22 protein-coding genes and 2 tRNA genes are annotated in these 22269 nt (G+C 59.2%); 11 read left to right on the top strand and 13 right to left on the bottom strand.

What is annotated here, in order from left to right:
• Window positions 1-24: 24 nt before the first annotated feature.
• Entirely contained in the window at window positions 25-882 is an 858-nt protein-coding gene (locus tag BLT08_RS14890) for an NAD(+)/NADH kinase (protein WP_090309092.1), read from the bottom strand.
• Window positions 883-1122: 240 nt separating this feature from the next.
• Between BLT08_RS14890 and BLT08_RS14885 the strand changes: the two genes are divergently transcribed.
• The 4 genes from BLT08_RS14885 (at window position 1123) to BLT08_RS14870 (ending at window position 4661) form a co-directional block, all read left to right on the top strand.
• Window positions 1123-2199, top strand: coding sequence for a KaiC domain-containing protein (locus BLT08_RS14885; RefSeq protein ID WP_090309087.1), 1077 nt, complete (start codon window positions 1123-1125; stop codon window positions 2197-2199).
• 125 nt (window positions 2200-2324) lie between these two features.
• Window positions 2325-2564, top strand: a complete 240-nt coding sequence (locus BLT08_RS14880) for an amphi-Trp domain-containing protein (protein WP_090309084.1) — start codon at window positions 2325-2327, stop codon at window positions 2562-2564.
• Between the two features lie 123 nt (window positions 2565-2687).
• Complete coding sequence (locus BLT08_RS14875; protein ID WP_090309080.1) at window positions 2688-3122, top strand: universal stress protein; 435 nt, start codon at window positions 2688-2690, stop codon at window positions 3120-3122.
• A gap of 174 nt (window positions 3123-3296) precedes the next feature.
• Window positions 3297-4661 (top strand): hypothetical protein, encoded by a 1365-nt coding sequence (locus BLT08_RS14870; protein ID WP_090309077.1) that lies wholly within the window; start codon window positions 3297-3299, stop codon window positions 4659-4661.
• A 34-nt stretch (window positions 4662-4695) separates the two neighbouring features.
• Here BLT08_RS14870 and BLT08_RS14865 read toward each other — a convergent pair whose 3' ends face one another.
• On the bottom strand, window positions 4696-5604 hold the full coding sequence (locus BLT08_RS14865) for an NAD-dependent epimerase/dehydratase family protein (protein ID WP_090309072.1): 909 nt from the start codon (window positions 5602-5604) through the stop codon (window positions 4696-4698).
• Window positions 5605-5958: 354 nt separating this feature from the next.
• On the opposite strand from BLT08_RS14865, the gene BLT08_RS14860 reads away from it, so the two are divergent.
• Complete coding sequence (locus tag BLT08_RS14860; RefSeq protein ID WP_090309067.1) at window positions 5959-6924, top strand: transcription initiation factor IIB; 966 nt, start codon at window positions 5959-5961, stop codon at window positions 6922-6924.
• 91 nt (window positions 6925-7015) lie between these two features.
• On the opposite strand, the gene BLT08_RS14855 is transcribed toward BLT08_RS14860, so the two are convergent.
• Window positions 7016-7086: transfer RNA gene (locus tag BLT08_RS14855), tRNA-Gly, on the bottom strand.
• Window positions 7087-7418: 332 nt separating this feature from the next.
• Between BLT08_RS14855 and BLT08_RS14850 the strand changes: the two genes are divergently transcribed.
• On the top strand, window positions 7419-8213 hold the full coding sequence (locus BLT08_RS14850; protein ID WP_090309064.1) for an NAD+ synthase: 795 nt from the start codon (window positions 7419-7421) through the stop codon (window positions 8211-8213).
• Between the two features lie 25 nt (window positions 8214-8238).
• Here BLT08_RS14850 and BLT08_RS14845 read toward each other — a convergent pair whose 3' ends face one another.
• Both BLT08_RS14845 and BLT08_RS14840 read right to left on the bottom strand, forming a co-directional pair.
• Window positions 8239-8784, bottom strand: coding sequence for a GNAT family N-acetyltransferase (locus BLT08_RS14845; protein WP_090309061.1), 546 nt, complete (start codon window positions 8782-8784; stop codon window positions 8239-8241).
• 134 nt (window positions 8785-8918) lie between these two features.
• Window positions 8919-9629 (bottom strand): enoyl-CoA hydratase/isomerase family protein, encoded by a 711-nt coding sequence (locus BLT08_RS14840; RefSeq protein WP_090309058.1) that lies wholly within the window; start codon window positions 9627-9629, stop codon window positions 8919-8921.
• A gap of 60 nt (window positions 9630-9689) precedes the next feature.
• On the opposite strand from BLT08_RS14840, the gene BLT08_RS14835 reads away from it, so the two are divergent.
• Window positions 9690-10439, top strand: a complete 750-nt coding sequence (locus BLT08_RS14835; protein WP_090309055.1) for a DUF7114 family protein — start codon at window positions 9690-9692, stop codon at window positions 10437-10439.
• 172 nt (window positions 10440-10611) lie between these two features.
• A tRNA-Thr gene (locus BLT08_RS14830) sits at window positions 10612-10683 on the top strand.
• A gap of 1433 nt (window positions 10684-12116) precedes the next feature.
• Here the strand turns inward: BLT08_RS14830 and BLT08_RS22605 are convergent.
• The gene (locus BLT08_RS22605) at window positions 12117-12770 is read right to left on the bottom strand and encodes a hypothetical protein (RefSeq protein ID WP_139171313.1); all 654 of its coding nucleotides are present in this window, start codon (window positions 12768-12770) and stop codon (window positions 12117-12119) included.
• Between the two features lie 82 nt (window positions 12771-12852).
• A complete protein-coding gene (locus BLT08_RS22600; RefSeq protein WP_139171312.1) occupies window positions 12853-13791 on the bottom strand; it encodes an MAE_28990/MAE_18760 family HEPN-like nuclease in 939 nt (312 codons plus the stop codon).
• A gap of 147 nt (window positions 13792-13938) precedes the next feature.
• Between BLT08_RS22600 and BLT08_RS14825 the strand changes: the two genes are divergently transcribed.
• The gene (locus BLT08_RS14825; RefSeq protein WP_090309052.1) at window positions 13939-15054 is read left to right on the top strand and encodes a type I restriction enzyme HsdR N-terminal domain-containing protein; all 1116 of its coding nucleotides are present in this window, start codon (window positions 13939-13941) and stop codon (window positions 15052-15054) included.
• Between the two features lie 84 nt (window positions 15055-15138).
• Window positions 15139-16080, top strand: a complete 942-nt coding sequence (locus BLT08_RS14820) for an HNH endonuclease (protein WP_090309199.1) — start codon at window positions 15139-15141, stop codon at window positions 16078-16080.
• Here the strand turns inward: BLT08_RS14820 and BLT08_RS14815 are convergent, their stop codons facing one another.
• The 4 genes from BLT08_RS14815 to BLT08_RS14800 all read right to left on the bottom strand — a co-directional run bounded on the left by BLT08_RS14815 (window position 16081) and on the right by BLT08_RS14800 (window position 18817).
• On the bottom strand, window positions 16081-17088 hold the full coding sequence (locus BLT08_RS14815; protein WP_090309197.1) for a tyrosine-type recombinase/integrase: 1008 nt from the start codon (window positions 17086-17088) through the stop codon (window positions 16081-16083). It abuts the gene before it with no gap.
• Between the two features lie 212 nt (window positions 17089-17300).
• Entirely contained in the window at window positions 17301-17618 is a 318-nt protein-coding gene (locus BLT08_RS14810; RefSeq protein ID WP_090309049.1) for a hypothetical protein, read from the bottom strand.
• A 239-nt stretch (window positions 17619-17857) separates the two neighbouring features.
• Window positions 17858-18484, bottom strand: coding sequence for a class I SAM-dependent methyltransferase (locus BLT08_RS14805; RefSeq protein ID WP_090309046.1), 627 nt, complete (start codon window positions 18482-18484; stop codon window positions 17858-17860).
• Window positions 18485-18523: 39 nt separating this feature from the next.
• The gene (locus BLT08_RS14800; RefSeq protein ID WP_006087815.1) at window positions 18524-18817 is read right to left on the bottom strand and encodes a DUF7521 family protein; all 294 of its coding nucleotides are present in this window, start codon (window positions 18815-18817) and stop codon (window positions 18524-18526) included.
• A 145-nt stretch (window positions 18818-18962) separates the two neighbouring features.
• Here BLT08_RS14800 and BLT08_RS14795 point away from each other — a divergent pair, with 145 nt between their 5' ends.
• Entirely contained in the window at window positions 18963-19205 is a 243-nt protein-coding gene (locus BLT08_RS14795) for a CDGSH iron-sulfur domain-containing protein (protein WP_090309043.1), read from the top strand.
• A 90-nt stretch (window positions 19206-19295) separates the two neighbouring features.
• On the opposite strand, the gene BLT08_RS14790 is transcribed toward BLT08_RS14795, so the two are convergent.
• Together BLT08_RS14790 and BLT08_RS14785 are read right to left on the bottom strand one after the other, a co-directional pair.
• Window positions 19296-21800, bottom strand: coding sequence for a heavy metal translocating P-type ATPase (locus BLT08_RS14790; protein WP_090309040.1), 2505 nt, complete (start codon window positions 21798-21800; stop codon window positions 19296-19298).
• 186 nt (window positions 21801-21986) lie between these two features.
• Window positions 21987-22193: a DUF8131 family protein gene (locus BLT08_RS14785; RefSeq protein WP_090309037.1), complete on the bottom strand. Its 207-nt coding sequence runs from the start codon at window positions 22191-22193 to the stop codon at window positions 21987-21989.
• Between the last annotated feature and the right edge of the window lie 76 nt (window positions 22194-22269).

Raw genomic sequence — 22269 nt, 5'->3', positions numbered from 1 at the left:
GGTACCACACCGTGGGTTCTTCGTTCACTCGAGTTTCTCGAGACTCTCGACGAAATTCCCTCGCGGCCCGACGAGCGTGATCGGCTCGTCCGCAACCGAGATATCGACCGTGGCGGGTAGCTCGAGTCGCTGCCGGTTCCGGCCGTCGCTGATCGCGTAGGCGGTGTCGGGTCCGGAGACCGCGAGTTCGAGGTCCGTTCCGGGATCGACGACCAGCGGCGGCATCCCGTCCGCGGCGGCCATCTGCGTGACGACGAGGGCGTCCATCGACGGGTGGACGAGCGGACCGCCCTCGCTCAAGTTGTACGCGGTCGAGCCGGTCGGCGTCGCCACGAGCACGCCGTCGGCGTGGCTCTCGGCGTACCGGTCGCCGTCGACCCGAACCTCGACCGCCGCGCCGCCGCCGTGGCCTCGCCGCTTCCCGTGGACGACGACCTCGTTGAGCGCGGGATCGAGCGTCCACTCCCCGTCGGCACAGGTGGCTTCGAGTCGGGCGAGTTCGCGCCCCTCGAGTGCACCGGTATCGCGACACTCCGCGACGAGATCGGTGACGACGTCGACCGCGTCGGCGGGTGCGACAGCGTTGAGAAAGCCGACCTCGCCGAGGTTGACCCCGAGAATCGGCGTGGAGCCGATCTCACGGGCGACGAACAGCAACGTGCCGTCGCCGCCGATACTCACCACGAGGTCCCGGTCGGCCATCGCGGCGACCGGCACGCCGGGTTCGCCGATCGGCTCGGCGGTCGCGTCGTCGACGACGGTGCGTACGTCGCACTCCTCACCGATTCCGGCGCCGCGCTCGAGCGTCTCGACCAGTTTCGCGGCGAGTCCCTGTGCGCGTTCGTTGTCCCGTTGTGCGACGATGCCGACGGCGACGTCCATTGTCGGCGAGTAGCCCTCCCGTCGTCAAAAAGCCACGTTTTGGCGGTGCCGTCTCGGTCGGTTTCTCTGCCCGAAGCCCGGACGGCAACAACATTCATCGTCGTGGGGCACACTCGAGCTATCTGAACGACGACGCGCGTCGCCACCCTCGCATGAGCACGTTCCCGAGCAGTTCGGTCGACTCGACGATGGCCGCCCGCAGAGCCGACGCCGTCGAACGGTTCGAGCCGACGAACGGCGGTGATCACCGTGAGTGACGACCGCGAGGACTGGTTCGAACGCGCGCTCGAGGAAAACGACGGGGCCGAGGAAGCGGCCGACGAGGGACCCGAGGAAACGACCAACGACGATCCGGCGGCGCTGGACGGCGAGCGAGGTTCGGACGGCGACGGGGTCGATACGCCGTCGGCGGTCGACGCGGATCACGACGAGGGCGATGCACCGGGCCGGAGCGACGGTGCCGCCGAAGACTCGCTGTTCGACGACGATTTCGGGTCGGCACTCGAGAACGTCGACGTGCCGAGCGTCGGGGACGAGCCGGGACCCGACGGGTTCTCGGATCTCGATTTCGGGCTCGAGGGCGCGGACGAACCCGACTTCGACGCGGAACTCGACTCGGAACTGCCGCGACTCGAGCTCGGGATCGAGGGGCTCGACCGGATGATTCAGGGCGGCGTTCCCGAACGCTCGTTGATCGTCGCGATGGGGAGCGCCGGGACGGGGAAGACGACGTTCGGACTGCAGTTTCTCGACCACGGGCTGGCACGGGGCGAGCACGCGGTGTTCATCACGTTGGAGGAGAGCCGAGCGCGGGTGATCGACAGCGCGACGGAGAAGGGGTACCCCTTCGACGAGTACGTCGCCGAGGACCGACTCGCGGTCGTCGACGTCGACCCAATCGAGATGGCCAACAGTCTCGCGTCGATCAAGAACGAACTCCCGGAGCTCATCGAGGAGTTCGACGCGTCGCGGCTCGTGCTGGATTCGGTCTCGTTGCTCGAGATGATGTACGAGGATCGCGCGACGCGACGCAGCGAGATCTACGACTTCACCCGGAGTCTGAAAGAGGCCGGCGTCACCGCGCTAGTGACCAGCGAGGTGTCCCAGGAGACGCCCTACGCCTCCCGGTACGGTATCGTGGAGTACCTCACGGACGCGGTGTTCGTCCTCCAGTACATCCGCCCGGACGACTTTCGGGAGACGCGGCTCGCGATCGAGATACAGAAGATTCGGGACGCGAACCACTCTCGAGAAAAAAAGCCCTACGAGATCACGAGCGAGGGGCTCTCCGTCTACCAACAGGCGAACCTCTTCTGAGACCCGACTGTTTCTGAGACCGGACAGTATCTCATTTCGCCTGCGTGACGGCACTCACCAGTAAGTGTGCGTTATGGCTGCGTTCGCTACCCATACTTTTGCGCCTCTCGCCGCCACCGATGGGCATGGCTCAACGGACGACGGCTGACGAGAGACTCACTCGATCCGACCTCGCCGCGTACCTCGCGGGGCTCTCCGAGGAGTTCGAGCGGGATAGCGAGGAGATTCACGTCGACGTCGGCAACAAGACGATATCGCTCACGCCGCCCGAGGAGGTCGACTGCTCCGTAGACGTCGTCGAACGCACCTCGATGCTTCGAGGCAGCCGCGAGACGATCAAGATCGAACTGAGCTGGAAGCCCTGATCCACTCCTGGATACTGCATCCCAAGCGGTGGCGTTCCCGACGAAGTGCAACGGAGTTCCCACCAGTGAAAAACCACAGCAACTGCTATTTCACTCCGCTCGCGACGCTCGAGTAGGGTCGCAATGTACGACACAATCCTCGTTCCCACTGACGGAAGCGATCAGGCGGCGGTCGCCGCAACGCACGCGATCGACATCGCAGCGATGAGATCGGCGACGGTACACGTGCTCTCGGTCGTCGACGATCGGGCGTTTCTGCTGCTCGACGACGACCGCGTCTCGGGGGTTCGAGCCGATCTCCGGGCGAACGCCCGCGACGCGATCGACGACGCGGCGACGGCTGCTCTCGGCCGCGACCTCGAGGTCGAAACAGCGATCGAGACGGGCCACCCCGCCGAGCGAATCGTCGACTACGCGGCCGATCACGGCGTCGACCTGATCGTCATGGGGACGAGCGGTGACGAGTACGAGACCAACGTCGTCGGCAGCGTCTCCCAGCGCGTCGTTCGGCAGGCTCCGACTCCCGTCCTGACCGTCGGGCCGGACGTCGACGGTTGAGCCAGCGGCCGGGTGCGATCACGGTAGCCGGCTGTCGGTCACCGTCGCCGCGAACCTGTCAGCCATTGTGGTCGGTCGGTTCACAGGAACCGGCGGTAGCAGCCGTGTTGGCATCGATACCGGCGCGAATCGACCACCTATATTGATATGTCGGCAGCCGCTAGGTGGATTCGAATGCGCCGTTCGCTCGTCATCGCCGTCACGTTACTCGCGATCTCGTTCCTCTTCGTCGGCGGGCCGTCGCTGTTGTTCTCTCCCTCGACCGACAGCGTCGCACCCGACGAAACGGAGGTCTCGCCGAGCATGACCTCCCTCGAGGAGTCGGACAGCGAGTTCTGGCGGTTTCTCAGCCCGGCGGAGCGCTTCCAGCAACGCAGTCCGCTCAACGTCATCGTTCGCGGAGACAGCGACGACATCCTGCGGATGATGACCGAAGAGGCCGACGGAGACTGGGAAGAGATCGAAGCGGTAGAAGCGGAGTACGAAGACAACGAAACCGTCCTCCAGGAACAGGAGTTCCTCGAGGAACACGACCGGCACGCGACGGGAATCGAGTGGGGTGACGCCCACGGGACGACCCGCTACGCGTACGTCGATCCGGGTCCCGACGAGGACGCCTACTGGACCGACGAGTCGGGACAACTCGAGGACGGGGACTACTACGGCCAGCGATACCACATTCGGCTCTACGAGAGCCCGAACTCGGACGATCAGTGGGTGGCGATGCAGGCCCACACCGAGCACTTCGACTGGTTCACGCTTCGCCACCGCGTCGACGGCGTCGAAGCCGCCCAGACGAAAATCGAGCAGGACTTCATGAATCATCCGCAGGTCGACGTCGAACAGGACGTGCGTCGAGTCTATCTCGACAATGCCGGCCCGTCGGACGCGAACGGCTGGGCGACCGTCGTCGATCTCACCGGCATGATCCTCCTGCCCGCCGGCGTCGGACTCGCGGCCAAACGACGCGCAAGAACCGCCAGTACCGGTATTAGCAGAGAAACCGACTCCGAACAGGTCTCCGATCACACGCCCGACGCGATCGACGACCACCTGACCGACGTCGACCGTCGCCGGATCGCGGCCGCCTACGATCGACTCGAGGCCGGCCACATCATCCTCCTGTTCACCATCCTCGCGATGTTCCTCGGCGTGCGACTGGGCGGGGTCGCCCTCGAGCGCAACGCCGAGTTCATGACACCGCACATGATCGCCGCGTTGCTGTACCCGGTGATCGCCCTCGGGATTCCCGTGGCGACGTATCTGATCGCCGGAACGCTCACGCGGCGGCTGGACGCCGCCATCGTCGCGGCGGGCTCGCTCGCGGTGGCCATCTGGTTGGATTACGGTCTGCTCGGCGTAGACTCGCTGCCCGTCGACGTCGTTCTCCAGCGGATGCTCGTGGTCGTCGCGCTGGGGCTGATCGCCGGCGGTGCAGCCAAACGCGCGACCCGCGAGTCGCGGTTCAACGACATGCTGATCGCCGGCGTCGTCATGTGGGTCGTCGTCCTCGGCGGCACGCTGCTCGGCTACTTCTGAGGCGTCGCGCCCGCGGCGCCGTACGCGTTCGCCGCTACAGATACGGCTCGCACACGCGCCGAATTCCCTCCTCGAGCGGAACGGTCGGCTTCCACCCGGTCTCGCGCCGGAGAGCGCTCACGTCCGCACGGGTATCGTGTACGTAGACGTCCTCCGGAATTGGGTTCTCGACGAACACCGGTTCGACGTCGGGCTCGAGTTCGTCGGCGAGCAGGTCGACGACCGCGTCGAACCTGTGAGCGGTGCCCGTCCCGAGGTTGTAGATGCCGGTCAGCTCGGCGTCGGCGACCGCCTCGAGCCCGCGGACGACGTCGTCGACGTGGACGAAATCCCGGGTCTGGCTCCCGTTGCCGTAGAGCTCCGGGCTGTCGCCGCGCGCGATGTCGTCGGCGAACTGCGTGACGACGTTCGCGTACGGCCCCTTGTGCCCCTCCGCACCGTGGTAGCCCTGATAGACCGAAAAAAGCCGAACGCCGGCGATCGTCGTCCCGTAGTGGGTCGCGACGTACTCCGCGTAACGCTCCCTGGCGAGCATCGACGCCTCGTAGCCGCTCGAGGCCTCGACGGACGCCGTCTCCGAAACCGGCGCGGTTCGGTCGCCGTAGACCGACGACGTCGAGGCGTAGACGACGCGCTCGCAGCCGTCGTCCCGGGCCTGCTCGAGCGTGTTGACGAACCCCTCGACGTTCACGCGCGCGCCGTCCGCGGGATCGCGTTCGTGCATCGCGTACGAGGAACGCGCGGCGAGGTGGAAGACGACGTCGACGTCGGTCGGGAGGTCGTCCTCGAGGACGGATCGGCGGCGATAATCGACCGTGTTCCGGAGGTTCGCGGGATCGCCCAGCGACTCGTCGTCGATCGCGATCACCTCGTGTCGGTCGGCGAGGTGGTTCGCCACGTTCGAGCCGATGAACCCGGCCCCGCCGGTTACCAGTACGCGCATCTGTTACAGGGAGTCGGTTTCGGCCGATACGTGCGGGCTGCTCTCGACTGACACTCGTGTGGTCACGGCGAACCGTTCGTTTCGCGCCGCCGCGTCCGCCCTTGCGTGGTGCATGCGTTCGCTTCGAACCGGCTGCTACTAAATCGCACAGCTTCCGCATCGGACGAGCGAGCACGACCCATCACGGAAATCGGCACCGCTCGATCACGAATTACGCGGTTTGCGATCCGCTCTACGCCGGTTTCGAGGGAATATGCGGCTCGAGTCGCGACCTCTAGCAGAACTGGACTACGTAAAGATCGGGACTATTTGACGGCGAGGCCTTAAGGTCCTGCAACTCGGTATCTACATGAAATGGCAAGTTCCACCCGCCAACGCCAACGTGATTCTGAAACCGACGAGAAAACGAACGAAGAAACACAGGGGCGGGTGTGTGACGAGTGTGACGGTGGCACGCTCGTCAAAAGCGAGGATCAGGGCGAACTCGTCTGTGACCAGTGTGGACTCATCGTCGAAGGCGCGAACATCGACCGCGGCCCGGAGTGGCGCGCGTTCAACCACTCCGAACGGCAGAATAAGTCCCGCGTCGGCGCGCCGACGACCCAGACGATGCACGACAAGGGCCTGACGACCTCGATCGACTGGAAGAACCAGGACGCCTACGGGCGATCGATCTCCTCGGACAAGCGCAACCAGATGCGCCGCCTGCGCAAGTGGCAGGAACGGATCCGTACCAAGGACGCCGGCGAGCGAAACCTGCAGTTCGCCCTCTCGGAAACCGACCGCATGGCCTCTTCGCTCGGGATCCCGCGATCCGTCCGCGAGGTCGCCTGCGTGATGTACCGACGCGCACTCGACGAGGACCTCATCCGCGGGCGCTCCATCGAGGGCGTCGCGACCAGCACGCTCTACGCCGCCTGCCGCATGGAGGGCATCCCGCGATCCCTCGAGGAAGTCGCCGCCGTCTCCCGAGTCGAACGCAAGGAGATCGGCCGAACCTATCGGTACGTGGCCCAGGAACTCGGCCTCGAGATGGAACCGGTCAACCCCAAAAAGTACGTGCCCCGATTCTGCTCGGAACTCGAGCTCTCCGAGGAGGTCCAGGTGAAAGCCAACGAGATCATCGACACGACGACCGAGAAGGGGCTGCTCTCGGGCAAGTCGCCGACCGGCTACGCCGCGGCCGCGATCTACGCCGCATCGCTGCTCTGTAACGAGAAGAAGACCCAGCGCGAGGTCTCCGACGTCGCGCAGGTGACCGAGGTCACGATCCGGAACCGGTACCAAGAGCAGATCGAAGCGATGGGGATCTACGAGTAGGGCGCGCTCGGATTTCGGCGATCAGTTGGAACTATCATTTTCGGTGGACTCGAAGCTCGAGCGACTGGTATCCGAAGACCCCATCGAAAAATGCGCCGGCCGGGAATTGAACCCGGGCCGCGAGCTTGGGAAGCTCGAGTCCTACCACTGGACCACCGGCGCGCTTCGTCTCTGCGTTCCTCGCGCGCCGAGGCTCGTAGTTCCGAAGGAACTACTCACCACCGGCGCATTGCGCTCACTTCGTTCGCTTGTGCGCCGAAAATCGCAAATCCTTCGGATTTGCTCACCACCGAAACACGTCTCCGACGTGTATCGAGCCCCACCTCGCTTCGCCCGGTGAGACACCGGCGCTCACCCCGTTCGTAGCCGTCGATCGCACTTCAACGTAGCGCTCCCCGAAGTTCCTTCGACGACGACCTCTCGATAACCCAACACTCGTACACTTTTTTCCAGTAGGGGGAGGCTATTAGAACGAGCCACCCGTACAGGCGTCCATGATCGACCTTCGCTTTTCGGAGGGGGAACTGGATCACCACCGCGACCACATCACCGATTTCGTTCGCGACCGCGTCGACGCCGCGGGTGCCGAAGGAGCCGTCCTCGGCCTCTCGGGCGGAATCGACAGCACGCTCACCGCCTATCTCGCCGTCGACGCGCTCGGGGCCGAGAACGTCCACGGACTCGTCCTCCCGGCGACCGTCAGCAGCGGCGAGAACATGAGCGACGCCGAGCGGGTCGCACAGAACCTCGAGATCAGCTACGACGTGATCGAGATCGAACCGATCGTCGACTCGCTGCTCGCGGCCTACCCCGAAGCCGAGGGCGACCGCGAGGCCGTCGGCAACGCTCGAGCGCGGGTTCGTGCCGTCCTGAACTACCTCGTCGCGAACCACGAGGAACGGCTGGTGCTGGGCACCGGGAATCGCAGCGAGGCTGCGGTCGGCTACTTCACCAAGTACGGCGACGGAGCGGTCGACTGCCACCCGATCGGGAACCTGTACAAGGCCCAGGTTCGCCAGCTGGCCCACCACGTCGGCGTTCCCGAGGATCTCGTCACGAAAACGCCGACCGCGGAGCTGTGGGACGACCAGACCGACGAAGACGAGATGGGCGTTAGCTACGAGACGCTCGACTCGATCCTCGCGACGCACGTCGACGGCCCGCTGTCGGTCGCCGCGACCGCCCGGCTGCTCGAGGTCGACGCGGAAACCGTCGAGAAAATCCGCGGCATGTACGAGCGCAGCGAGCACAAACGGCAGGTGCCGCCGGCACCCGAACCGTTGGACTGACCGCGACTCGTGTGGTCCACGTGTCTTATTCCGACTCTGATTCCGAGCGCCACTCGTCCTCGAGCAGCCCGTACCAGTAGGTGTCCTGAAACGCGCCGTCGACGAACACGTCGTCGCGGTGAACGCCTTCGCGGGTGAAGCCCACGGACTCGAGGAGCCGTCTCGAGGCCTCGTTGAACTCGAAGACGCGAGCGGTGATCTTGTGCAGCCCGAGCTGGTCGAAACCGTAGGCGACGAGACGGGCTGCGGCGTCGGTGCCGTACCCCTGTCCGTGGTGCTCCGGGGCGACCCAGTAGCCGATCTCCGCCTGTCTGGTCTCCCAGTCGATCGCGTTGAAGGCGATCGTCCCGACCGGCGACGAGTCGGCGACGATCAGGAGGTTTACCGTGTCGTCGTCGCAGACGACGTTCTCGAAGAACGCCCGCTCTTGTGGGCCGTTGACCGGTCGTGGGCGGCCGATCGCCCGCCAGATTCGCGGATCGTTGATCTCCCGTTGCAGAAACCCGAGGTCGTCCTCCTCGATCGGTCGGAGATCGATGCGGTCGCCGGAGAGAAACACCGAATCGGCCATTGGCTGTCGGTCTCACCGGTACGATAAAAGTGGTTGGGTCGCCCACACGTCCACCGAGCTCGGGCCCAACACTCGGCGATTGTCACGCGAATACGTCTTCGATGACCGTTACTCGACTACGCCTTCGATTGCCGTCACTCGAGCACGGCGTCGATATCGTCGGCGTGGCTCTCGACGAGGGTTCCGAACGCCTGCGCCTCGAGTCGCTCCTGGGTCGCTCGCTCTCGGTCGTCCCGAAGCCGTCGTTTCAAAACGGCGAGCGCGTCGTCGGCGTTTTCCGCGATCGTCTCCGCGACGGTTCGCGGGTCGTCCTCGATTCGGGAGATGAGTCCCATCCGTCGGGCTTCGTCGGCGTCGACGGTTCGGCCGGAGAGCGCGAACTCGAGGGCGTCGCCCTCACCCACGACTCGCGGTAGTCGGGCGGTGCCGCCCCAGGCACCGAAGAGGCCGAACGTGACGCCGGGCTCGCCGTAGGTCGAGTCGGGGGTTCCGACGCGGACGTCACAGGCGAGTGCGAGTTCGAGACCGCCGCCGCGTGCGGGACCGTCGATCCCGGCGACGACGACGGCCGGCGAGTCCTCGATGGCTCGGGCGACGCGCTGGCCCAGCCGAGCGAACTCCACGGCCCGCTCGCGATCGCCGTCGAGGTCGCCGACCGCGGAGAGATCCGCACCGGCACAGAAGGCGGGACCGTTCCCGGTGAGGTAGATCACGGTCTCGTCGGCATCGTTGATCGCGCGCTCGAGTGCCTCGAGGCCCGTCACGGTCAGCGCGTTTCGCGCGTCGGGGCGGTCGAACGCCACGGTACGGACGGAACGGTCGGTATCGACCTCCTGATCGATCATGTCACCAGTCGATCGGACGTTTCCAAAGGTCTTTGCCTACACCGTCGTAAGCCTCTGCTGATGGAGAAAGCCGACAGCTGTCGGCGTGCCGCCTACGACGCCGTCGCAGACGTGGAACCACCCGAGCTACACGACTACATCGAAGCCAGCCTCGCGGAGGCCTCGATGGTTCCCGGCGTACTGACGATCGAGAGCGCCGCGGCGACGGCGACCGACGGACACAGCGTGCTCGAGGCCGACGCACCGCCGTCGGAGAACGGGGCCGAGTACAGCGACGAACTCGACGACACGAGCGGGGTCGCCACCCAGGCTGCCGGCGTCCAGCTCATCTACGAGGGGCTGCGGCTGACGCGGGTGCTCGCACACGACGAGCCGTGGATCGAGAACGGAGCCGGCGGCGAAAGCGCCGAAACGGGAGACCTCGAAATCCTCGCGGCCGACATCCTCGTTGCCCGCGGCTTCTACCTGCTCGCTCGTACCGACGCCGCCGGCAAGGCCGTCCGGACCGTCCAGGCGTTCGGCCGCGATCAGTCCCGACGAACCATGGGAGACGGTGGAGAGACGGATCCCGCGACCATCGACGCCAATCTGGAACGCGATATCCTCGAACTCGCCGTGCTCACCGGCGCCGCAGCCGTCGGCGAGACACCTAGTCCGCGGCTGCTCGCGACCGTCGACGAGATCGCCGATCGCGTCGAGGCCCCCTTCCCGCCGGCCGCGACCTACCTCGCCGACCTCGAGCCGACGCGCTCCGAGCAGTCGCTCGAGGAGCACCCGACCGACCGAGCGACATCGGCGACCGACCCCTGATACGGATTGCTGTAACGATTTACCGGCCCGACCGCAGGACGGCTCGCGGTCGGGCCGGAAATGACTTACAGTAAACCGTACGAGACGGGCGTTTCCCAACCGAGACACACCCACCCACGCCGGTGGCGAATCGAAAGCCCTAAAGACGACTCGAGACAACTGAGAAATGCGCGCCTGGGTAGCTTAGCGGTAAAGCGCGTCCTTGGTAAGGACGAGAGCCCGGGTTCAAATCCCGGCCTAGGCTTGCTCCTTCGTTGCAGACCGTAATTCCCATACAGCGCCGCCCTAGCATAGTTCTTACGGCTGTTTTCAGCGAGAAGGGTACCCGTTTCAAGGGTTATTTTACCGGAGATACGACGGGCTAAAGGAAACCCGCGCGAGCAACCGCTCCGCACTGTATGGTGGTTTTCAAAAATGAGAGTTGAGCAACCGAACTATGCTAAGCGAGAACGGCGCACCACACAATCTCCTGAATATTCAACCATCAATAGTAGCTGCTGTCTCGATCAATACTACTGAGTGTCGCTAGCCACAACAAATCTTATTCACAATAACTTGGGTGAGGGTTCGTGGCCTAATCCAAGCAATTACTCCAACTCATTCTCTACTGTGATAGAGATTCGTGACACGATGGGCCGTTACATCTACTGTATAGATCTGGGTTTGATAGCTAATTCGGCACCTCGTGTGAATTGCAAGGGATGAAAACTGGATACTCGTACTTAGTATACCAGAAGGCCAGCAGGCAGCCCACCTCTTCAGTTCCTGTCTGACTAGCAAGGAAGTCATTGACAAGTTGCTCTTTCGACTTCCTTAGTCAAATTGGTAGTAACCATCCTATTTAGAAGAAGACTGAGGGAAGTTGTTGCCACAAAGATTCTTGGTTGTTGTTTCGATATAATATTGGGCGAAAGTTTTAATATACTAGGGATTCTTTGAAAGAGAGGAGAACTCCTACTGCGGTAGCAGGAATTGAGTAGAAGTGCGATCATACACGAGATTGTTCACATCGTTGTATGGTCAGCCCCCTATTTGTGAGCTAAGTACGATCCCGTATTTGGTCAAGATGCTAATCTAATGGGTTAGCATTCTCGCTCCGCTGTGATGGATGGTGAGGGGCCATATTTTCAGGCAATGTCGGGGAATACAACCCGAAGGTAGCTGACGACAGATATGGTAATACACCTCTTAGGTAGGTCCCAAGCAAGAGCGGCTGAAGGGAACTAGCAAGGGCCGTTTTGCAATTTGATAAAATCGTGTTATACTATATCATGATAAAGAGCGACGATACGATGGGTACAATAGTATAGTACAATCTCTAAAGAGTATCTTCTTAGTCTCCCTTGAATATCTAAACAGTTTCACTAAAAGAGATAGGAAAAATATACCCGGTCCTTTCATTGGAACTGTATAAGTAGAAGGGTTAGGTGGTATACTTGGGGTTCTAGTCGGGAACAGTTATTGTAGCCAACTAATTTCTAAACAAGATCTATGTCTCATTGAAACCAATCTGGGTATAGCTCTTGAATTCTAGAATAATTCTGTGAGAGTTGCTTTACCTTTAGTCCTGCAGAGATCCCTTAATGTTCTAACCTCTTCCGCTCCGCCTTCTAGTCTAATTCGAGTAACCTGATGCAGTCCTTTGTGTAGAAGCCTTGCCTCGAAGATCCGATGTAGCTATGGACCTCTACTTTCAGACTCCCGCTCAAATAGGATTGTAGGAAGACTTCTTTCCATTCCAATTTTTATGTTTTCTCTTATCATATTTTCTTTCTCCTCCTCGTCATGGTCGGATTCAAGAATTTCTCTAAACTCATCTTCACGCTCTTCCATAATTTCATCAGTTACTTTCGACAGAGTATCTGGGAGTTCCTCAATCATCTCTTGGGATGATTCGACTTCACTATATAAGCCTACAAAACCTCGTTCAGGACCTTCTGTCGTTATATCTCCCCAATTAGAGATCTTGTCTACCGAATAAACAGAAATATCAAAAGAATCGAGTGTGTGACCTCCTACTCCTACTCCCTGAATAACACGACGAGATATTAAATCAACCAGACTGCTAATTGCTGGTTCTTCCCAATCCTGATAGAGCAAGAGACTTCCAGAGGTATACGATTGAAATCCAGCGCCACTTGCATATAAAAGAATCATACGTCCCAAGTGAGGCAACTGACCAAACTCTCCTAGATCTTCGCCTACCTTTTCATGGTCTGACTTAATGATATACTCTTCTGCATTTTCAGTTGCAACTGCTCTTGAAAGATGTATATTCATCTCTTCAAAATCCGTTACACGTATTTGTTGTTCGTCATTATCACTTGCCATTGTAGAGGTAATAGGTGTCAATGAGTTATGAAACCTGTGGGCTATGCTGCAGCAGTCCTTTGTAGAGAAAAAATCTCCTGATTTAATTGACGGACTGGCCTTCAATGGGTTCAATTTCGTCATCACTTAGCTCTCTAAGCTCTCCGATCTTCTCACACATCTCTTGTAATAAACTGAAAGCGTTCTGTATTTGCCTTAGTGCTTCCTGTCGATCCAAGTTATCATAATCAGTGTGAGCAACATTATTCCGATAATCAACTAGTATTGAGATCTCATGATACTGTCTTTGGCTAATCATTTTTTCCGTGCCGGTTGGATGTTGAATGTGTTTCAGTGCCTCTTTTCGACTGTAGAATCTCGCCTCATTCCAAGATTTTTCACGACCAAACGCCTCAATTGATCTGATATTCCTTAGCTGACCTAGTTCTAATAGGGCTTTTTCGACTGCTCGACCTAAGACAAAGAGTGATGTCGAAAAATAGCCAAGGCAATATAGGTCCCTAGCCTCATAAACATCATTCCGGTACTCTTCAGGAATATCGTGTACGCTGATTTCCCATCCGCGACGTTCAATGAAGTCGCTGAATGGTTGATATATACCCTTATATGGTGATTGTGAAGTATGGTCAAGGATTTCTCTTAATCGACTCTCTAATTGTCCCGGCTTATCATCAAAGACGCCTTTTTCAGCTCGCCATGTGGCGGCTGCGACCGTTTGCCAAAAATCAACAAACCAATCTTCACTAAGGAGGTCTGGAAAATTATACAAATATTCTTCCAAGCATTGAATCAACGTATGGATATTGCTGATACCCTTGTGTAGCAGTGATCTAGATGGTTCCGACTCGTTGAGATCATCTACAAGCTCTTCAACCTCGTCTAATGACTCAAAAATTTTGTCAAAATCTCTATTTAGCCTGAATATACGTTGTAAAACATTTTGGTTTTCAAACGGTATCCATGGTTCTTCAAAATAATAATATAAATCGCCGTCGTCCGTTTTGAACTCTTTTGGATTCATATCCCTTAATTGGAGTAATGGTTAATAGTCTTCTTGGATACTATTATCATGAGATCTGCTATTCATCGGATGCGCAGTCCTTCGTATGGAAAGGATTGCGGGGCACGCAGCACATTTATACGTTGATAAGAAAAACTAAATGCTATAATGACGTTTCAGGAGGACTTGGCCGAATACGCGGAACGCTCCTCCGCACTTATTGACGGTTCGCCGCAGATGGATGAACAAAACACGAAGAGAAAAATCATTGAACCACTTATTGATCTTTTGGGTTGGGAAATACTCTCCTCAGATGTTGAACTCGAATATTCTGTCCAAATGGGTTCTGGGACGAAGAAAGTTGACTATGGTTTAAAACTTGAATCTGCACCCGTGGTTTTTGTTGAAGCAAAAGGATGCGATACGACGATCACCGAGTCCCATAAAAACCAACTCAAAAGTTATATGCGGCAAGTAGGTGTTGATTGGGGCTTGCTATCGAACGGACGAGAGTTTGAGGTTTTTAGACGCGACCATTCCAGTACTCGCCCAAACGAAATTTCCCTTGCGAAATTCCCACTCCAAGAAATAGAAGCCAACAAACACGCCTTAAAGGCACTTTCAAAAGAATCTATCAACACAGGTGAATCTCAACAGATAGCTCAGAAGATCGAATCAGTGAAGAAGGCGACTGATAGGTTACAGGAGAATAAAGAGAACATAGCTGAAGAGATAACAGGAGTAGTAACTGAAGTGATTGGTGAATCAGTGTCGCAGCGTGTTGAAGATGAAGCAAAAAGTTTCGTTGACGAACTGGTTTCTGTATTAGATGATCAAGCACATCGGATCAATGCCGAAAGTACACCTTCTGTAGCCGAGTCAACCAACCAGAGTAAAACAGATACCAAAGGCACATCCTGTATGGATTCGTCAGACGAAAAAGACGATTATATTATACAACTCTCCCAGAATGATACAGTAATCTATGAGCATTCAGGTCAAGTCCAATCGGAAGTGATAGCAGAGGTTGTAGATTTCTTAATACAACAAAAAGATCTGTTAGAGGAGATTAAATTGCCGTATGTAGCTGGAACCGGAAGAGGGACGCAGGCACTGGTAAATACGGAACCAGTTCATACGGATGGAAGCGAGATGAGGACTTACAAGGAACTTTCAGATGGGGCCTATTTACATACTACACTTAGTGCGAATTCAAAGATGAGATACATTCCACAATTGGCCGAGGAAATAGGGTTAAAATGCGAATTCAGTGGTGACTGGTAATTTAAGGCGTAGTTTGTGTGGAAAGGATTGTTTGCATACGGGTTGGCCAACAAATTGTTTACCCCCTTACACAGACTTGGTAGCGTGAAGAATAAGTATCCCTCAGATTGGGACTCACGTCGAAGAGAAGTTTATAAGAGAGACAGATATACCTGCCAGAATTGTGGTAGCAAGGGCGGGCGAAAAGGAAATACAGAACTCCATGCACATCATATTGTACCAATTAGCGACGAAGGCACCCATAATAAAAACAATTTGAAGACATTATGCAAAGACTGTCACGGAGCAGTACATAATGAAGGAAAGGTAGCTCCAACCGCTAACTCTAGTAGTGAAAAGAGTGTTCTTGAAGACGGAGAAAGTTTTGCATTAGCGATTATTGCTGTAATAGCTGGAGGTGTGTTTGGAATACCGATTGCATTTATTTCATCACTTAGCTTTGGAGAAGCAGCGGTAGCGGTGGCAATGGTCGCAGCTATTTTGCTTAGTATTCTGGTTGTTGTATTTCGAACAACAGATCTCTTGGCAGGTGTTGCTAATGAACCGAATGAGTTAGAAAGACTAGCTAAGGATGATGTGGAGAAGTTTATGCATCATGACGGTCTTGGATTGAAGGTCGAAATAAAGATCAATGATGATTCTAAAGTATACTGTGAAGAAGAGGGAGAAGTGGTTGAAAACAAAGCAAAAAAGGGAGATATAACGCATTGTGCCGGTGTTTCTAGAGTTAGTCGTAATAAAGATGGAGAGGTGTATATAACATATTCTGATAGCGTGAAAGAAATGTATGAGGACGCATACATAACTGCTGTCTCTGGTGAAAGTATGGCTGTTCCAATAACAAGTGAAAAAGATGATATGAACTTCATGATGATGCCTGACGAGGGTGAGAGGCTCATAGATGTTAATTACGTCAGGCACATAGATGTCGAATCTGGAGAATTTAAAATAGAATATGTTGATGGTCCCGAAGAAGTAGAAGCGAAAGAAACAGACCAAATCATAAGGGGCGCTACCCACGGTTAATTAAATATCTCTTATATGATTTCGGCGTCTTTCAGCCTTTTCGGCACTTGTACCCTTGTCATAGTGTTTATCTAGCACCTTTCCGCTCATATTCACCCGTTCCCCCGTTACGTCCTTTGGCTGTCCTGCGTTTCTTGCAGCAGTCACATAGCCCCGACGTAGTGCATGAGGACTTACTGATCCCGGACATTTGCACGAAGTATTCCAAGACATAGCTTCACAATCTTCGGGCTTCCGGTCGAACGGGCATTCCCCTCCGTTGTAGTAGCAGGGACGAGTTGCTGTGTAGACGTACCGTTGTATCGTAGTTTCTACTACACGACCACTCTTAGACGTAAGAAGGGGCTTTCTCCCGTGCTCATCGGTTACATCCTCCCGACTGTTCTCAATGTAATTACAGATAACGTCAGCCACTTCAGAAGTGATTAGCACGTCCCGCTCACTCTTTTCTTTATTCTTCAGAGGTGTTCCTCTCGTTGGTCGGTGGCGGAGTCTTAAGGCTGGCCGTCCATCATCAAAATCATCAATATCAAGCGCTCTAAGCCCGCTCATCCGCATCCCGGTCTTCCACAAGATCAGTAGGGTTACATGACGGTTTGTCGCGTACTCGTACTTCTGAAGGAATTCAAGCAGCTCAAGGGCTTCATCCCGGGTAAGAAGATCGTCGCAGATTTCGTCGTTCTCGCTGGTTTGGGGGATTCGAACCATATCAGACATACCCCGGGGAACTGCAGCGATGTGTTCACAGAACTCTATGAACTGCTTAACCGTCATCATGTCTTGCCGAGCTGTGATGACCTTCACCTTGGATAGTCGGTGTTCCTTGTACCGCTGGATCAGTTCACTGTCCAGTTCGTTAAGGTCTGTAAGGTTCTGTTCATCCAGCCAGTCACAGAACTGTCGTAGCGTCGTTCGGTAGTTCTTGATCGTCTTCTTGGTGACGCCCGGCTTCTTGTCGTTGAGAAATCTGTTCTTGGCTTCGTGCGGCGGTGTTTGTTTCAGGCTCATGGTTTTCAACACAGCCTGCAACACTGGCGCAAGCCCCTGTTAGCGGCTTCTGCGTCCGTCTCCGAGAGCCCGGGTTCAAATCCCGGCCTAGGCTTTCTGCGTTCGTTCGACTCCGTTCCTACAGAGTGAAAACTCGAGCATCCGAACAGCCCATTGTCCCTCGGTAAAAGACAGTAACCACCGTCACAGCAGATCCTCGAGAGATCCGACGGTCAGTGATCGATACCGGGTCGCTGGAAGGTCGTTTCGTCCGATATCGGCTCCTCGAGCGCCTCGTCGATTTCCGGGGCGGCCAGCACGACGTTTCGGTCGGGCTCATCCGGCCGTCTGAAGTAGTACGTGTCCGCACAGCCGGCGACCATCTCGGCCAGGGATCGGTCCTCGTCGTGGACGACGGACACGAGATCGCCGGTGACGGCGATCAGCACCGCATCGGACGGTTTGTGAAGTTCCTCCCGCAGCTCGTCGACGGTACAGTCAGCAGGGAGTTGCAGATGAACACCGTCGACGGTTACCCATCGCGTCTCCATACTATACCGTTCGTCCGTCACACGCTAGACGGTTGGGGTCGCAGCTACAGGCCGCTTATACGGCGACGGCGAATCGATCGGGACCCAACGGCAGAGCCACGCGACGCTCCGGCGATGCAGGTTAGAAGGACGGATTAGCACGATCCGGCCGGCGACTCTTCTCGACGGAGCGGACTCGAGCCCGGCTGGTCGAGGACGACGAGGACAGCCCGGGACTGAGCTGGCCGTAGCGGCGTCGGCTACGGCCGCGGAAGCGCCGGCCGCCACCGGGAGACGCCGTCCTCGTTGCGCGCCACCAGTACCACGCGTGGCTCGTCACCGACGGCGTACTCGGCGTAGTAGAGGATCGTCAGCTTCGAGCGCGAGCACGCCGTCAGGAGTTCGTTCGCCTCGAATCGAAACGGATTCCCCGCGCTGGACTCCCCCGCCGGTGGCTCGAGGTAGTGTTCGTACCAGAGCACGCCGCCGGGGGCGAGCGCGTCGACGATATCCGAGAGACGGTCGCGCGCGTCGAAGAAACTCACCGCGAGCAGGTCGTAGACGCCGCCCGGAACGCAGTAGCTGTCGACGTCGGCGAGGATCCAGTTCACGGGGTCCGAGGGTGGGGGACCGGTCGACCGCGTACGGCCCCGCTCCCGTTCACGCGCCCGAGCCAGTTTCGCACTCGAGAGATCGACGGCGTCGACGGTCCAGCCGCGCGCCGCGAGGGCGAGGGCGTTCCGGCCGGTTCCGGTGGCGACGTCGAGGGCACGTCCCGGCGATAGCTCATCGATGATCGATCGCAGAACTGGCGAAATATCGTCCGAGCACCGTGGCTGGCCACGGTCGGACGGATCATCCGTCGTCGGTGACTCGTCGTCGGTCACTGGTCGTACTCGCGGGGCGCAGGCCCTTAGGTAGTCGCCTCAGGAGACGTACAGCGAGTAGGCGATGACGGTGAAGCCGACGAGCATGAGGAGACTCTCGAGCAGAATGCCCGTCATCAGCGAGACCTCGAGCAGTTCGTAGAGCAAGCCGGCGAGTACCAGCCCCAGCGTGACGAGGCCGAAGCCGGCGGCGAGCAAGCCCAGCGCGCGCTGTCGCGTTCGACGGTAGGCTTTGTACGCGAAGAACGTGATAACGCTGCCCACGAGCAGGATAAGCGTCTTGACGACTGCGAGTGCGATAGCGATCGACGTTCCTCCATCGTGGACGCTCATGTAGTTCCACGTCGAGAATTACAAACTGGAACCAAGTAGCTTGCGTTCACGACGGTTTCGGCCGCGCCAGCCGAGCGTCGCTCGAGGCGATCGAACCGTTCGGTCGGGCCGCGCGCTTTTCACCGACCGCTTCGAATCGAGACCCATGACACGACTGGTCGAACTCGAGGCGACGGGACCGCGGAAGCTCGATCCCGACGATATCGACGACGAGAAAGGCGACGTCGCGATCTGTCAGTGTGGTCTCTCGGCGTCGTTTCCCTTCTGCGACGGCAGTCACCGGAAAACCGAAGACGAAGAGGCGGAGACGACCTACGTCTACGACGACGGCGACCGGCGCGCGGTGGATCGCGTCGTGACGGCCGACGAGGAGTATCGTAGCCACTGAAAGTCACTGCACACTCGATCGCAGGACCGCGTTGCGATCGATGTGTAAATCGTTTCAGTTGTTACGATAGCTGCCGAACTCGAGACGCCGTCACCGAATCGACCGCGCGGAGTTGGCCACGACCAACAAACTACTCGCGGCCATCGCGACCGCGGCGAAAAGGGGGTTCAACAGCCCGGCGATCGCCAACGGAATCGCGATCGCGTTGTAGACGAACGCCCAGCCGAGATTCTGTCGAATCCGCCGGTGGGTCCCGGTTGCGAGCGCGAACGTCTCGGCTACAGCCTCGAGGTCGTCACCGACGATCACGGCGTCCGCGGCGTCGGTCGCGAGTTCGGTGCCGCTGCCGAGTGCGATGCCGACGTCGGCCGCGGCGAGCGCCGGTGCGTCGTTGCTGCCGTCGCCGACCATCGCGACGGTGCCTCGCGTTCGGAGTCGGCGGATCGTCTCCGCCTTCGCTTCGGGCGGCACGCCGGCGAACACCTCGCTCACGCCGTCGACGTCGCGAAATCGGTCCGCCGCCGCTCCCTCGTCACCCGTGAGGACGACGACCTCGCGGCCGTCCGAGAGCGTCTCGACCGCCTCGTTCCAGCGCTCGCGGGGCGCGTCACCGACGACGATCACGCCGCGTGCCCGACCGTCCCAGCCGACGACGACCGGGACGTCGCCGTCGGCTCTCGCCGCCGAAATAGGCGACTCGAGCGACGGCGAGATCGAGAGTCCCCGGTCGCGACAGTGATCCGGGTGACCGACGACGACGCGCTCGTCGTCGACGAGACCGACGACGCCGCGGGGGTGGCGCTCGAAGCCATCGATGTCGGCGGTGTGATCGTCGTCGTCCTCCTCGTTGCCATCGATCGTGTCGCTCTCGCGGGCCGCATCGACGATGGCGCCGGCGATCGGGTGCTCCGAGAGGGTCTCGACGGCCGCGGCGCGACGGAGGACGGTCCGTTCGTCCGAGATGGGCCTCGAGTCGGCGGCGGGGCCACCGCCCTCGACGTGAACACGCTCGACCGACATCTCACCCTCGGTGAGCGTTCCCGTTTTATCCAGGACGACGATATCGACGTCGGGTGCGTCCTCGAAGAGCGTCTCGGTGGCGACGACGATCCCGCGTCGCGCCGCGGTCTGGACGCCCGAGGCGATCGCCAGCGGCGTGGCCAGTCCGAGCGCGCACGGACAGGAGACGATGACGACCGTGAGTCCGACGAGAAACGCCGTCGCGGGACTCGAGCCGGTCGCGAGCAGCCCGACGGTCGCCGCGACCGCGAGGAAGACGACCAGCGGAACGAAGATGGTCGCGAGTTTGTCCGCGAGCCGCTGGACGCCCGGCCGCGAACTCTGGATCGACCAGAGCAGCGAGACGAGTCGATCGTGGGTGCTTTCCGCGTCCTCGCCGACGGCGACGATCACGGGTGCGTCGGTGACGACGGTCCCGCCCCGGACCGAGTCCCCGGAGTTCTTTTCGACCGGCAGGGACTCGCCCGTGACCAGCGACTCGTCGACCGCGGCCGACCCCTCGACAACGGAGCCGTCGAGCGGAACGCGCTCGCCCGGCCGAACGAGCAGGCGGTCACCGGGATCGACCGCCTCGAGCGGGACCCTCTCGCCGTCGCCCGCGCGTCGAGCCTCGTCGACCTGCGCCTCGGTTAGCTCCGACAGCAAGCCGGCGGCCCGGCGCTTGATCACCCCCTCGTAGTAGGTACCGGCCGTGACGACGAGAATTATCGCGACCGTCACGTCGAAGTACAGATCCGTTCGCCCGAGGACCATCGCGAGCGTACTGTACGCGTAGGACCCGACCGCAGCCAGCGAGACGAGCAGATCCATGTTCGGCAGCCCCGCCCTGAGGCTGACGTACGCACCGCGAAGGATCGGATACCCCGTGTAAAAGAGCACGAACGACGTCATGAGCCAGATGTTCACGACCAGATAGTAGCCGTCGTAGCCGCCGAAGTCGGCCACCGGCTCGTAGCCGAAGTACGTCGGATACAGAAAGACGGCGTACCAGACCATCACCATCATCCCGAACAGCCCGCCGCCGATCAGGAACTTCACGAGCGCGGCGTCTCGAGGCGCTTCCTCGCGACCGTCCGCCCGGTCTCGAGCCTCGTAGCCGTAGCCCGAGACGATCTCCGGGAGCCGAGCGTCTTCGATCACGTCGGGATCGTAGACGAGTCGGAGCGTGTCCGTCGCGTAACTCGCTTCCGCACCCAGAACGCCCGACGTGCCGGTCGCTCGCGTCTCGAGAAAGGCCTCGCAGGTCGAACAGTGCATCCCGTCGACCGCGAGGAAGGCGTCCTCGCCCTCGAGATCGTCCAGGGACGACTCGTCGTCGAGCCGAGCGCGAACGTCGTCGGCGTCCGCGTCGTCGACGTCATCGAGGGTGCGATGGATCTCGAGACAGCCCCGGCAGCAGAAGGTCCCCGTGATGTCTGGATCGGTAACCGGCTCTCCCGGCGTTGGAAACGAACAGAGCGTACAGCCGTCGGGGCTCTGCCCCCCTCGGTCGGGCTCCGTAGCTCGTCCGCTCTCGCCGATGTCGACGGTGTCGTCGGCGTGTTCGGACTCGGAACGGGTGGGAAATCGGGTCATGGAAGCGAGGGAACGATCACAGCGGTCGAGGGACGATCACAGCGATCGGGAGAACGATAGCAGTGACTGTGGCAGGTAGGTTCCGTACAGTAGTACTCCAGTGCACACGAGCGAGTCGGCGCGCTCGGTGCCTGCCACACTCGTGTCGTGGTCGCGGGCAAGCGCGTTGCGGGCGACCATTCGCAGTTAGGACGACGCGCCGTTCGAGTCGTGATCGTGATGCCCCGGAACGGGCTCGAACGCCACGTAGAGGCAGGCAACGATGATCAACACGTTGACCGCGGAGACGACACCCGCCGCCAACGAGCTCTCGAGTGCGTACCAGGAGAGTGGCAGCAACGCCAGCAAGCCGACCGGAAGCGCCTGTCGCGGTGAGAACTCCTCGAGGTTCATACCGCCGTATAACGGTGGGTGATACGTAAATAGTGCCTCTTGTTCCTACGAGTCGGGAATCTCTCTAGCTGTTAAC

It is taken from the genome of Natronorubrum texcoconense (genome assembly GCF_900100335.1).
GTDB lineage: Archaea > Halobacteriota > Halobacteria > Halobacteriales > Natrialbaceae > Natronorubrum > Natronorubrum texcoconense.
This window is presented reverse-complemented; position numbering and strand designations above follow the sequence as displayed.

Bases quoted from the DNA above. Each gene is read 5' to 3' on its own strand.
- BLT08_RS14850 (WP_090309064.1), top strand. From the start codon at position 7,419: ATGATCGACCTTCGCTTTTCGGAGGGGGAACTGGATCACCACCGCGAC.
- BLT08_RS14785 (WP_090309037.1), bottom strand. From the start codon at position 22,193: ATGAACCTCGAGGAGTTCTCACCGCGACAGGCGCTTCCGGTCGGCTTG.
- BLT08_RS14875 (WP_090309080.1), top strand. From the start codon at position 2,688: ATGTACGACACAATCCTCGTTCCCACTGACGGAAGCGATCAGGCGGCG.
- BLT08_RS22600 (WP_139171312.1), bottom strand. From the start codon at position 13,791: ATGAATCCAAAAGAGTTCAAAACGGACGACGGCGATTTATATTATTAT.
- BLT08_RS14840 (WP_090309058.1), bottom strand. From the start codon at position 9,629: ATGATCGATCAGGAGGTCGATACCGACCGTTCCGTCCGTACCGTGGCG.
- BLT08_RS14835 (WP_090309055.1), top strand. From the start codon at position 9,690: ATGGAGAAAGCCGACAGCTGTCGGCGTGCCGCCTACGACGCCGTCGCA.
- BLT08_RS14825 (WP_090309052.1), top strand. From the start codon at position 13,939: ATGACGTTTCAGGAGGACTTGGCCGAATACGCGGAACGCTCCTCCGCA.
- BLT08_RS14845 (WP_090309061.1), bottom strand. From the start codon at position 8,784: ATGGCCGATTCGGTGTTTCTCTCCGGCGACCGCATCGATCTCCGACCG.
- BLT08_RS22605 (WP_139171313.1), bottom strand. From the start codon at position 12,770: ATGGCAAGTGATAATGACGAACAACAAATACGTGTAACGGATTTTGAA.
- BLT08_RS14880 (WP_090309084.1), top strand. From the start codon at position 2,325: ATGGCTCAACGGACGACGGCTGACGAGAGACTCACTCGATCCGACCTC.
- BLT08_RS14795 (WP_090309043.1), top strand. From the start codon at position 18,963: ATGACACGACTGGTCGAACTCGAGGCGACGGGACCGCGGAAGCTCGAT.
- BLT08_RS14810 (WP_090309049.1), bottom strand. From the start codon at position 17,618: ATGGAGACGCGATGGGTAACCGTCGACGGTGTTCATCTGCAACTCCCT.
- BLT08_RS14800 (WP_006087815.1), bottom strand. From the start codon at position 18,817: ATGAGCGTCCACGATGGAGGAACGTCGATCGCTATCGCACTCGCAGTC.
- BLT08_RS14890 (WP_090309092.1), bottom strand. From the start codon at position 882: ATGGACGTCGCCGTCGGCATCGTCGCACAACGGGACAACGAACGCGCA.
- BLT08_RS14815 (WP_090309197.1), bottom strand. From the start codon at position 17,088: ATGAGCCTGAAACAAACACCGCCGCACGAAGCCAAGAACAGATTTCTC.
- BLT08_RS14860 (WP_090309067.1), top strand. From the start codon at position 5,959: ATGGCAAGTTCCACCCGCCAACGCCAACGTGATTCTGAAACCGACGAG.
- BLT08_RS14870 (WP_090309077.1), top strand. From the start codon at position 3,297: ATGCGCCGTTCGCTCGTCATCGCCGTCACGTTACTCGCGATCTCGTTC.
- BLT08_RS14790 (WP_090309040.1), bottom strand. From the start codon at position 21,800: ATGACCCGATTTCCCACCCGTTCCGAGTCCGAACACGCCGACGACACC.
- BLT08_RS14865 (WP_090309072.1), bottom strand. From the start codon at position 5,604: ATGCGCGTACTGGTAACCGGCGGGGCCGGGTTCATCGGCTCGAACGTG.